This window comes from Bacillus cereus (genome assembly GCF_002567495.1).
Lineage (GTDB): Bacteria > Bacillota > Bacilli > Bacillales > Bacillaceae_G > Bacillus_A > Bacillus_A cereus_AQ.
This window is the reverse complement of record NZ_NVAP01000030.1, coordinates 21900-32723: the sequence shown is the minus strand read 5'-3', so window position 1 is coordinate 32723 and position 10824 is coordinate 21900. Positions and strand designations below refer to the sequence as shown.

The following is a 10824-nucleotide window of genomic DNA, read 5'->3' as shown; positions in this document are numbered from 1 at the left end:
CAGGCCCTTTCTTTCTATTATATTATGCATTTTGATTAATGACAGTATAGTTTTTATGACTTACCACTGTAAGAGGTTCCATATCTAGTTCTCTAAAATTCTTCATAATTGTTATATCAACAATAACAGAGTTTTGATTTACTTTTTGAACACGGCCTTGCATTCCACCTTTAAATTCGATGATATCTCCAGTTTCTGCGATCTGCATAAGCAACTCTCCTTGTTACAGTTTTCCAAAAAAAGAATAATTTTGGTTTTTATTTTTATTTCCTTTTATTTTGAACCATATTGTCTACTTTGTAAATGTTTCCAAAGTAAAAATTCGAAAAATATTCACTTTTTGTAAGAAAATATGTAGAAAACCCATGTTATTTGAAAAAATAATAGCGGAAATGCGAGAATCTTTATATCGAGGTATAATAAAAAAGTAGAATAACCTGCTGAAGTGGGAGAAATTAGAGGCGGTAAAATGATGTTTGAATTTGTGGGGAGTATTATAGCTTTAATTTTATTTTTATTTTCTTATATGCATTTAAAAAAGATTCGTCAATATGATACGAGTACATATTTTGATGGGATGGATGGTATACATGCTTCGATAACACATGATAGTGGTGGGGAGATGTAAAGGTCTATAACTTTCTTTTCTTGCATGGTATGATGTTTAGAACTAGTGCATAATAGAGTTCGTAAGTGATGAATGGAGAGTGGAAAGAATGCGGATTTCTTTTATTCGTCATGGTTGTTTGGATAGTATAAAAGAGCCGATGACAATTACTTCATTTCACGAATGGATGAAACAGTATGATTTAGAGCAAATGATACAAGAAACTAAAATACCGATAGAAGCAATAGAGGCGATAGAAGCGGCGAAATGGATCGTAACGAGTAATCAAAGGTGTGCAGTGCAATCAGCAGCCAAATTAACAGATTCCTTATCTTTTGTACAAAATCCTCTCTTTAAGGAAGCGAAAGTTCCAACGCGTTTTTATGCTCCAAAATGGTTGGAATGTAATCATAACGTATGGATATTTATCGGAAGAACATTATGGATACTTGGTTATCATAAAGATGTTGAGCCTTATAAGGAAGTAAGAGAAAGGGCAGGACAAGCGGCACATCTATTACACGATTATGCCCTCGTGCATGGGTGTATCGCTCTAGTAGGTCATAATTATTTTAATACGATGATTGGAACGGAACTGAGGGCAATGGGGTGGTCTGGTTCTCCTGTTTTGCATAGAAAGCCATGGGGATGTACAACATATACGTTTCACGAGGCGATGGATGGAAATATATTAAATACGAATTTAACATAAAAGCACACGATTTATATAAATCGTGTGCTTTCTTTTTAAGATATAGAAATTTTGACGCTTAATGGTTTTACGAGATGAGCATAAGGTTCGCCTACTAGCATAACAATTTGATCTTTTTTATAACCTAACTTTTCGTATAGTGAATGGGCACGTGTGTTTTCTAAATTAACAAGTAAAGCGATTTTTTCATGCCCTTTTTCAGTTGCATAGATTTCGGCAGCTTCAATTAATTTAGAACCGATACCTTTTCCGCCGTATGCACTTGAAACTGATAATGTATCAATGTAATACTCATCAAGCTCAGCTTCTTTTTCTAATGTAATCGATTCGTCTTTATGTAATTCTCTTAAGTGATGTACAATTGGTGCGTCAAGCTGTGTTGCTTCACTACCGTGATAAGCGACAATAATTCCAACTGCAATCTTGTCTTGTTCATAGACAAAACAGTTTTCGTAGCTCAGGCGGTTATTTTCTTTTGAGAACCATGTCTCAAGTCCTAGTAATACTTCTGCCTCAACAGTGCTACCTGTGATTTTTTCAGCAATTTCATGCAGAGCATTATACAATAAAGGAGCTATTGCCTTTGCGTCTGTCTTTTTTGCTTTCCGAATCATAGTATCCCTCCTAGTTCTATTTGTATATTGTAGCATAGTGGTATGGAACTTTGCATAATTGAATGCCGAAATGTTTGATATAGAGAAGTAGCTATGTTAGTATATGATATTTAGTGGACATATAGTAAAACGATATTGTTTGCGAAATAACAAAAATAAAATCATGGCATAACAACAAGATAAGGTGAAATGTTAATCAGTGCGATTTTGTATTTATTCCACGACTGATTAGTACCCAAAAACAATCGGACTGCCGCAAATAGCGGGATAATTTTACAGTTGTTGACCTATAGAATATACGATAGAATAGAATATTGCAGAGAGGTGAAATACATGGATAAAGAATTAGCAAATACAATTTTAGATCAGCTGAAAAATGGTGAAATAACGGAGTATGTTGTTACGAAAGATGTATTTTATACGTTCAGAGAAGTTGTTGTAAATAGAGAAGACTTTAAGCATTTCATTGGTAACGCACAGCGAGGCGGACAAGTGATCTATACATATTCAGAAACGCCACGTTCATAAAGGAAAACTTTGATTAGTGGGGCATCCCTCACTAATTAGTAGCCTTCACGAACCGGGCTTTTCATGCGGGATAAATAAAAGATAAAGGAGAGGGGAATTATGGGCGATTTCAAACAAGGCATTTTACCACATTGGGATTATATGTGGAAAGATAGAGCCGGCAATAGATTTATGGGAATGGTTATGTATCCAGAGAAACGTAAATGTTCAGCAAAAATGCTTCAGAAAATAAAAAGAGCATATGAAGAAGCGGTAGAAATTAAAATAACTGTACAGGTTCAACATACATATCAATACGTAGAAGGAATGATTGTATACTTTGATGAAGAGGCTCCTGTATGTACAATGCTTGATAAAGATGAAAATCCACATCACATATTTGTAAAAGATATTTTGCGTATTGAGCACTCTGAATAAACTTTTCATAAATAAATTGAAGTTCCATAATAATAATCTTTTTCTATAATAGTTATCTTTTAGTATGTAACGAGAAACGAAAGTATATGCATAATATATTTAATAAGGTAAAGTTGATAAATGTAATCGTTTTTTAGAGCAGATTATCGTTTTATATCTGTTCTTTTTTGCGTGATGCTGGAGAAATATATTTCTCCAGCATCTATCGTTTTATGACAAAATATATTGTTAACTTTTTTTAAAATAAGGTTAAATTCGTTGACAACTTTTTTGAAAAGCACTTTATTGACATGAGTTTTAGAATGTTGTTTCATAGTCATTGTATTGAAAAAAAACGGCTATCATGTCGAAAAGTAAAAGTTAAAAAAAGAAAGAATTTATACATATATCTTGTGTCTTATTTTGAAACGTAATACAATATATAGAGAAATCAAGAACAACATATAGAGAATATAGATTTGAGAGGGAGGGTCGGAAATGTTAGTTGCATATGATTCTATGACAGGAAACGTGAAGCGTTTCATTCACAAATTAAATATGCCGGCCGTTCAAATTGATGAAGATCTAGTAATAGATGAAGACTTTATTCTTATTACGTATACAACAGGTTTTGGCAATGTACCAGAACGTGTTTTAGACTTTTTAGATCGCAATAATGAAAAATTAAAAGGCGTATCTGCAAGCGGCAATCGTAACTGGGGAGACATGTTCGGTGCAAGTGCTGACAAAATTTCTACTAAATATGAAGTGCCTATTGTATCAAAATTTGAGTTATCTGGAACAAATAACGATGTAGAATATTTTAAGGAAAGGGTGCGGGAGATTGCGACACATTGAACTGAATAATGAAATCACGCAAATGCAGGACGGTTTTTATCAGCTTCATAAAGATAAAGAGGCATTAGAAGTCTTTATGGAAGAAGCTAGAGAGAATACCGTTCCTTTTAATAGCGTAGCAGAGCGAATGGAGTATATGAAAGAACATGATTACTATTACAACGTTCTGGACGAGTATAGCTTGGAGGAAGTAGAAGAAGTATATAACATCGCTTATGGTGAAAACTTCGAGTTCCAATCTTATATGGCAGCATCTAAGTTCTACAAAGATTATGCGTTAAAAACGAATGATCAAAAACAATACTTAGAAAGCTATGAAGATCGTGTAGCAATTGTTTCATTATACTTAGGACGCGGTGATGTTTCGAAGGCAAGACATTTCGCAAGCATGATTGTAAAACAAAACTACCAACCAGCGACACCAACCTTTTTAAATGCGGGAAGAAGCAGAAGAGGAGAAATGGTGTCTTGTTTCTTGTTAGAGATGGACGATAGCTTAAATTCAATTGGCTTTAACATTAATACTGCAATGCAATTATCAAAAATTGGCGGGGGAGTAGCTTTAAACTTATCTAAGCTACGCGCACGTGGTGAGCAAATTAAAGGTATTGATAACGCTGCAAGTGGTGTAGTACCTGTTATGAAATTGCTTGAAGATTCGTTTTCATATGCGAATCAACTTGGCCAACGAAAAGGTGCCGGCGCAGTATATTTAAACATTTTCCATTGGGATATTATTGAATTCCTTGATACAAAAAAAATAAATGCCGATGAGAAGAGCCGTATTCAGTCTCTATCAATCGGAATTATCGTTCCAAGTAAGTTCTTTGAGCTTGCTGAGAAAAACGAACCTTTCCATGTTTTCGCACCTTATACGGTTTATAAAGAATATGGCAAGCATTTAGATGATATTGACATTGATGAAATGTACGATGAATTAATGAGCAATCCGAAAGTGAAGAAGAAACCACTAGATATTAGTGCACGTGATATGCTTATTAAAATCGCTATGATTCAGCTTGAGTCTGGTTACCCATACTTAATGTTTAAATCAAATGCAAATAATCAACATCCATTGAAGGATATTGGAACTGTGAAGATGTCGAACTTATGTACAGAAATCTTCCAGCTTCAAGAAACTTCAGAAATAAATGATTACGGTACAGATGACATTATCCGTCGTGATATTAACTGTAACTTAGGATCGTTAAATATCGTAAATGTAATGGAAAATAAAGAAATTCGTGAAGCGGTTCATGCGGGAATGGAAGCTTTAACAGCTGTTTCTGATATGACGATTATTCCGAATGCACCAACTGTAAAAAAAGCAAATGATGAGCTTCATTCAGTTGGACTGGGTGCAATGAACTTACACGGATATTTAGCAAAAAATAAAATCGCTTATGAAAGTGCAGAAGCGAAAGAATTCGCTCGTACATTCTTTATGATGTTAAATTACTATTCTATTGAGAAAAGTATGGAAATCGCTACAGAAAAAGGCGAGACATTTAAAGACTTCGATAAGTCTGATTATGCGAACGGCACATACTTTGAAAAGTATGAAACAACAGATTACAGCCCAGTAACTGAAAAAGTTCAGCAACTATTTGAAGGGATTCATATTCCGACAAAAGAAGATTGGACAAGTTTAAAAGAGCAAGTGCAGAAGAATGGTTTATACAACTCATATCGTCTTGCTATCGCTCCAACACAATCAATCAGTTACGTTCAAAATGCAACTTCAAGCGTAATGCCGATCGTAAGTCAAATCGAATCAAGAACATATGCGAACGCGACAACATATTATCCAATGCCGTATTTATCAAAAGATACGTTCTGGTACTATAAATCTTCTTACGATATAAATCAGTTTAAATTAATTGATTTAATCGCAGAAATTCAAGAACATATTGACCAAGGAATTAGTACAATTCTTTACGTAAATAGTGATATTTCAACACGTGAATTAGCACGTTACTACATCTATGCACATAAAAAAGGCTTAAAGAGTCTGTATTATACAAGAACACGCAAATTAAGCGTGGAAGAGTGTGTGGCTTGTACCGTTTAATATAAAAAGTGAGACATGTTGAGCAGGGTTTTCTGAACCCTGCTCATGCTTAGTTATCATATTTAGAGAAGGGGCGATTTAATGCGTGCGGTAAACTGGAACAAAAAAGAAGATGATTTTAGTTTAATGTTTTGGAAGCAAAATATCGCTCAGTTTTGGACAGAAGAAGAAATCGCGGTATCTTCTGACAAAAATACTTGGGCACAATTATCAAAAGAAGAGCAGGTTGCTTATAAGCGTGTATTAGGTGGTTTAACACTTTTAGATACGAAACAAGGCGGCGAAGGGATGCCTCTTGTACTTGTTCATCTTGAAAATTTACAAGCGAAAAGTGTATTAGCTTTCATGGGCGCTATGGAAGAAGTACATGCGAAAAGTTACAGCCATATTTTCACAACGTTAGCTACTGAAGAAGAAATTGATGATATTTTTGAATGGGTAGATACTCATCCGTTACTTGAGAAAAAGGCTGGTATTATTACTGGCTACTATCGTCGTTTATTAAAGCCTGAAGTAACGAAAAAAGAATTGTACATGGCAATGGTAGCAAGTGTGTTCTTAGAAAGTTACTTATTCTATAGTGGATTCTTCTACCCACTTTACTTAGCTGGTCAAGGTAAATTGACGGCAAGTGGTGAGATTATTAACCTAATCATTCGTGATGAGTCAATTCACGGCGTATTCGTCGGTATTTTAGCACAACAACTCTTCGCAGAACTTTCTGTAGAAGATCAACAAGAAGTGCAAAAAGAAACGCAAGAATTATTAATGGAACTATATGAAATTGAAATGGCATATACAGAAGAAATTTACACTTCTATCGGTCTTGTAGAAGATGTAAATCGTTTCGTTCGTTACAATGCAAATAAAGGACTTATGAACTTAGGACTTGAGCCGAAGTTTGAAGAAGAAGAAATTAACCCAATCGTTTTAAATGGTTTACGTACAGATACGAAAAACCATGATTTCTTCTCTGTAAAAGGAAATGGTTACGTAAAAGCAACGAACGTTGAAAAGTTAGCTGACGATGACTTCGTATTTAATTTTTAATATAGGATTATAAAGAAAAGCTGTCTNNAGACAGCTTTTCTTTATAATTTTGTTTACATAACACTATTATTTTTGTATAACGATTTGTACTTAGGAAGTTCTATTCGGTTAACGGATAGAACTTTTTTGTAATTAAATGGGTATTTACAATTCGTTTGTATCGGTGTATTATTTAACTAGTACACCGATACAAAAGGAGGGAAGAAATGAAAATAGAGTTTTCTCCAAATACACCGATTTACATTCAGGTAATGGAATACATAAAAAAAGAGATCATAACAGGACATTTATTGCCTGGTGATAAAATTCCCTCCGTACGTGAATTAGCGAGTGAATTACAAGTGAATCCGAATACGATTCAGCGTACATTTCAAGAGCTAGAACGGGATGGAGTTGTTGTAACGCGTAGAGGAATGGGACGATATGTAACGAATGAAGGGGAGAAAATTATGGAGCTACGAAAAGAGATGGCGAAAGAATTACTTCATTCTTTTATAGATGGAATGGACAATTTAGGTTTTTCAGAAGAAGAAATTCTTACAATCCTTCGTTCTTCATTACATGATAAGAGGGAGGAGAGCGAATGACAGAGCTATTAAAGATAGAAAACTTATGGAAGAGATACGGATTAAAAGCAGTGATTCGTGAATTAAACATAGAGATTACGGAAGGGAAAATTATAGGACTTGTTGGAGATAACGGGAGCGGGAAAACGACGTTATTGAAAATGATTGCAGGCTTACAACACCCTTCTGAAGGTAGTATTACAATAGACGGTAAAAAGGTAGGATTACAGACGAAAGAAATCGTTTCATTTATGTCCGATAAGCCAATCTTTGATGATTGGATGACTGTAAAAGACGCTTTATTTTTCTACCGGGATTTTTATAAAGACTTCGATATTCAAAAAGCGGTAGATACGATTGTAGAATTTAAAATACCGTTAGAAGAAAAAATTACAGCATTGTCAAAAGGTATGGTTGAGAAGCTGCAAATCATTTTAACATTTTCTCGAAAAGCGAAGCTATACGTACTGGATGAACCAATGGGCGGGATTGATCTTGTTTCTAGAGAACACGTATTGAACCTCATTTTACAATTTTATAGGGAAGATTGTACGATACTAATCTCGACGCACTTAATAAATGAAGTGGAAAATATTTTTGATGAAGTAATCTTTTTAAAAGATGGAGAAATTGTATTGTATGAAAATGTAGAAGAGTTACGTTTTCAGAGAGGAAAAGCTGTCACAGAGGTGTTTAAGGAGGTGTTTAGTAAGTGAAGTCAGTACTTTCCTATTTATGGAATGTAAATAAAAAAAGATATATTGTTACTTTTTTACTCTTTGTGCTAATTGAAGCTGTGTTATTTTCGCAAATGATTGTAAGAAAAAGTGATGCGGCTATCAGTAGACAAGAGGGTATATTTGCAATCATTATGATTATATTTTTCTTTTATATTGTTTATATGTTTATACAAACAATGAAATCATATTCACGCTTACTAACTAATCCAATGTTACGACTTACAGCAATATCTGGGAAACAATATGTATTTTCTATGCTTATTTTCTCATTTATCGCAATGGCTATATGGTATGGGATATGTGGAATTCTTTTCTACGTAAGTTATGTAGTAGCTTTTCCTACGACTTCTGTATATGTAGAGGCAAAAGAGATCATGCAAGCGGGTATAATGAATAACTTAATATATGCGATAAGCGATTTATTTGAGTTTTTGTTTAGTGTGTTACAAATTATATTAGTAATTACTCTAGTTAAGTTACTTACGAAAAAGAAAAAGGCGCAAAATATATTAATCGTTATTATTTTTCTAGTAATAAATATAACGATTACTTTAGCGACAACCTTGCTAGGAAAATTAGCTCCAGCTTTCCAAGGATTGCGAAGAGTAGAATATCATAGTGAAAGTAAGAGTCTTTTTATTAATATGTTTCAAGAGAATGGATTTAATATTTTAAATATAAGTTTCATGGTGATTGTTAGTGCTCTAATAATATATGTAATTGCTTATATTATCGATAAAAAACTAGAAGTCTAAAGGAGGAATCAGCATTGGGAAACGTAGTAGTAAAATTAGAAAATGTTCGAAAAAAGATTGGTGGAACGGAAATTATTCGTGGTTTATCATTTGAGGTTCGTGAAGGGGAAGTGTACGGATTCCTTGGACCGAACGGTAGCGGTAAGACGACGACGATCCGTATGATGACAGGTCTTATTTCAATGACAGAAGGCGATATTACAATTTGTGGACATAGTATTCGTACAGAGCGTGAAAAGGCGCTAGAGCAAATTGGAGCCATTGTAGAAAATCCTGAACTATATGATTATATGACAGGAATGCAAAACTTAAAGCATTTTGCGAATATGTCTGTTACACCGATTAGTAAAGAGCGCGTCAATGAGATTGTTAAGCTTGTGGAATTAGAGCATGCAATTCATAAAAAGGTGAAGACATATTCACTTGGTATGAAACAACGTTTAGGAATTGCACAGGCGTTACTTCATCAGCCGAAAATATTAATTTTAGATGAACCGACAAATGGATTAGATCCAGCAGGTATTCGCCAAATTCGTGATTATTTACAGAGATTAGCGAAAGAAGAAAATATTGCTGTAATCGTATCAAGTCACTTATTAAGTGAAATTGAATTAATGTGTGATCGCGTTGTTATCATTAAACAAGGTGAGTTTGTACAAGAGTACAACTTACATGAAAAAACGAAACATGATGAGGCCGTAGTTGTAGCGTTTGAAGTAGATGAAGTTCAGAAAGGAAATGAAATCATTAAAGGTAAAGCAAAAGGGAATGTAATTGTAGCATCTGTAACAAAAGACAACATTCCACAACTTGTAAAAAAACTTGTGCATGCTGATGTGCTTGTATATGGCGTTACTGTTCAAAATAAAACGTTAGAGGATGAGTTCTTAGCGATTACTGGGGGAGTGAAAGCATAATGTTTAAATTAATTCAAAATGAATTTTTAAAGTTACATGCGAAAAAAGGTATGTATATTTTAATAGGTGTAATTGCTTTATTGGAGATTTTGGGAGTTTTAGCGATGCTGAAATGGGGAGACGGAACTGAATTTAAAGGATCATATTTAGATTTTGCAAGTTCAGAAATTGGTTTAATTATTTTGTTTACAACAATTTTTGGAATTACGATTGCTTCTCGTATGATTACTGATGAGTTCCAAAAAGGTACAATTAAGCAATTATTAATCCGTCCAAGAAAACGAATGACAGTTTTATTCTCTAAATATATTACAGTGTTACTTACTATAGTATTTATCATATTTGCTAGCACGTTCATTGCAATGATTATTGGCGGAATTGTAATGGATGGTAGTAAAACAGAATTAACGTTAGGAATCGTAATGAAATCTACTTTATATCAAGTACTTTCACCATTCTTCTTTGCGACGCTTGCATTTTTCTTAGCAAATGTCTTTAGAAAGTCTGTATTACCATTAATTATTACGATGTTCCTGTTCTTCTTACAAGGAGCAATTAATATGGTATTAATGATGTTTGCAAAAGGTGTAGCGAAATTTGTAGTATTCAACCATTTGGATTTAAGAGCTTACGACAGTAATAAATTAATTAGTGGCGGAGTAGAACCTACATTTACAGAGTTTACATTTACAACTTCATTATTACTTGTAGCTGCATACTTTGTTGTATTACTTATAGCGTCAAGTGCATTATTCCAAAAACGTGACGTATTATAATAAAAGAAATCCCCGCTTGTAAAAACGGGGATTTTTATTACATAACTTTCTCGTAGATTGCAACTTGAAGAGCGATGATATGGTATTTTAAGAGATATATTGTTTGAAAGGAATTGAGAAAAATAGGAAGATTTCCAACTATATTCATATTATAATTTAGTTATCCGACTACTTATAGGGAAAGGATTGCCTATAAAGTACTGATTGAAGTTTCATTTTATTTTTACTATCTTT

At 33.8% G+C, this 10824-nt stretch carries 14 protein-coding genes; 12 read left to right on the top strand and 2 right to left on the bottom strand.

Annotated features, from left to right (window positions below; genetic code table 11):
• Positions 1-22: 22 nt before the first annotated feature.
• Positions 23-208 (bottom strand): YkvS family protein, encoded by a 186-nt coding sequence (locus tag COK05_RS14400; protein ID WP_001165082.1) that lies wholly within the window; start codon positions 206-208, stop codon positions 23-25.
• Positions 209-472: 264 nt separating this feature from the next.
• On the opposite strand from COK05_RS14400, the gene COK05_RS14395 reads away from it, so the two are divergent.
• Together COK05_RS14395 and COK05_RS14390 are read left to right on the top strand one after the other, a co-directional pair.
• Positions 473-628: a hypothetical protein gene (locus COK05_RS14395; RefSeq protein ID WP_176539443.1), complete on the top strand. Its 156-nt coding sequence runs from the start codon at positions 473-475 to the stop codon at positions 626-628.
• 88 nt (positions 629-716) lie between these two features.
• Positions 717-1319 (top strand): histidine phosphatase family protein, encoded by a 603-nt coding sequence (locus COK05_RS14390; RefSeq protein ID WP_098613115.1) that lies wholly within the window; start codon positions 717-719, stop codon positions 1317-1319.
• Positions 1320-1354: 35 nt separating this feature from the next.
• Here the strand turns inward: COK05_RS14390 and COK05_RS14385 are convergent, their stop codons facing one another.
• Entirely contained in the window at positions 1355-1933 is a 579-nt protein-coding gene (locus tag COK05_RS14385) for a GNAT family N-acetyltransferase (protein ID WP_098613114.1), read from the bottom strand.
• A gap of 333 nt (positions 1934-2266) precedes the next feature.
• Here COK05_RS14385 and COK05_RS14380 point away from each other — a divergent pair, with 333 nt between their 5' ends.
• The 10 genes from COK05_RS14380 to COK05_RS14330 all read left to right on the top strand — a co-directional run bounded on the left by COK05_RS14380 (position 2267) and on the right by COK05_RS14330 (position 10590).
• Positions 2267-2461 (top strand): hypothetical protein, encoded by a 195-nt coding sequence (locus COK05_RS14380; protein WP_000356686.1) that lies wholly within the window; start codon positions 2267-2269, stop codon positions 2459-2461.
• 99 nt (positions 2462-2560) lie between these two features.
• Complete coding sequence (locus COK05_RS14375; RefSeq protein WP_098613113.1) at positions 2561-2878, top strand: hypothetical protein; 318 nt, start codon at positions 2561-2563, stop codon at positions 2876-2878.
• Positions 2879-3355: 477 nt separating this feature from the next.
• Positions 3356-3715: a class Ib ribonucleoside-diphosphate reductase assembly flavoprotein NrdI gene (nrdI, locus tag COK05_RS14365; protein ID WP_098613112.1), complete on the top strand. Its 360-nt coding sequence runs from the start codon at positions 3356-3358 to the stop codon at positions 3713-3715.
• A complete protein-coding gene (nrdE, locus tag COK05_RS14360) occupies positions 3702-5786 on the top strand; it encodes a class 1b ribonucleoside-diphosphate reductase subunit alpha (RefSeq protein ID WP_098613111.1) in 2085 nt (694 codons plus the stop codon). Before nrdI ends, nrdE begins: the two co-directional genes overlap by 14 nt.
• An 81-nt stretch (positions 5787-5867) precedes the next feature.
• Positions 5868-6836 carry a class 1b ribonucleoside-diphosphate reductase subunit beta gene (gene nrdF, locus COK05_RS14355; protein WP_098613110.1) on the top strand — a complete coding sequence of 323 codons (969 nt, stop codon included), beginning with the start codon at positions 5868-5870 and terminating at the stop codon, positions 6834-6836.
• A gap of 206 nt (positions 6837-7042) precedes the next feature.
• A complete protein-coding gene (locus COK05_RS14350) occupies positions 7043-7423 on the top strand; it encodes a GntR family transcriptional regulator (RefSeq protein WP_098613109.1) in 381 nt (126 codons plus the stop codon).
• Positions 7420-8118 carry an ABC transporter ATP-binding protein gene (locus tag COK05_RS14345; protein WP_098613108.1) on the top strand — a complete coding sequence of 233 codons (699 nt, stop codon included), beginning with the start codon at positions 7420-7422 and terminating at the stop codon, positions 8116-8118. The genes COK05_RS14350 and COK05_RS14345 overlap by 4 nt, the downstream gene beginning before the upstream one ends.
• Positions 8115-8897 (top strand): ABC transporter permease, encoded by a 783-nt coding sequence (locus COK05_RS14340; protein WP_098613107.1) that lies wholly within the window; start codon positions 8115-8117, stop codon positions 8895-8897. Before COK05_RS14345 ends, COK05_RS14340 begins: the two co-directional genes overlap by 4 nt.
• A gap of 14 nt (positions 8898-8911) precedes the next feature.
• Positions 8912-9814, top strand: coding sequence for an ABC transporter ATP-binding protein (locus COK05_RS14335; protein WP_098613106.1), 903 nt, complete (start codon positions 8912-8914; stop codon positions 9812-9814).
• Positions 9814-10590 (top strand): ABC transporter permease, encoded by a 777-nt coding sequence (locus COK05_RS14330; protein ID WP_098613105.1) that lies wholly within the window; start codon positions 9814-9816, stop codon positions 10588-10590. Before COK05_RS14335 ends, COK05_RS14330 begins: the two co-directional genes overlap by 1 nt.
• The last annotated feature ends 234 nt before the right edge of the window (positions 10591-10824 follow it).

Excerpts from the sequence above, each read along its gene's own strand:
- COK05_RS14385 (WP_098613114.1), bottom strand. The coding sequence starts at position 1,933 with ATGATTCGGAAAGCAAAAAAGACAGACGCAAAGGCAATAGCTCCTTTA.
- COK05_RS14350 (WP_098613109.1), top strand. The coding sequence starts at position 7,043 with ATGAAAATAGAGTTTTCTCCAAATACACCGATTTACATTCAGGTAATG.
- COK05_RS14380 (WP_000356686.1), top strand. The coding sequence starts at position 2,267 with ATGGATAAAGAATTAGCAAATACAATTTTAGATCAGCTGAAAAATGGT.
- nrdF (WP_098613110.1), top strand. The coding sequence starts at position 5,868 with ATGCGTGCGGTAAACTGGAACAAAAAAGAAGATGATTTTAGTTTAATG.
- COK05_RS14400 (WP_001165082.1), bottom strand. The coding sequence starts at position 208 with ATGCAGATCGCAGAAACTGGAGATATCATCGAATTTAAAGGTGGAATG.
- COK05_RS14390 (WP_098613115.1), top strand. The coding sequence starts at position 717 with ATGCGGATTTCTTTTATTCGTCATGGTTGTTTGGATAGTATAAAAGAG.
- COK05_RS14395 (WP_176539443.1), top strand. The coding sequence starts at position 473 with ATGTTTGAATTTGTGGGGAGTATTATAGCTTTAATTTTATTTTTATTT.
- COK05_RS14375 (WP_098613113.1), top strand. The coding sequence starts at position 2,561 with ATGGGCGATTTCAAACAAGGCATTTTACCACATTGGGATTATATGTGG.
- COK05_RS14330 (WP_098613105.1), top strand. The coding sequence starts at position 9,814 with ATGTTTAAATTAATTCAAAATGAATTTTTAAAGTTACATGCGAAAAAA.
- nrdI (WP_098613112.1), top strand. The coding sequence starts at position 3,356 with ATGTTAGTTGCATATGATTCTATGACAGGAAACGTGAAGCGTTTCATT.
- COK05_RS14345 (WP_098613108.1), top strand. The coding sequence starts at position 7,420 with ATGACAGAGCTATTAAAGATAGAAAACTTATGGAAGAGATACGGATTA.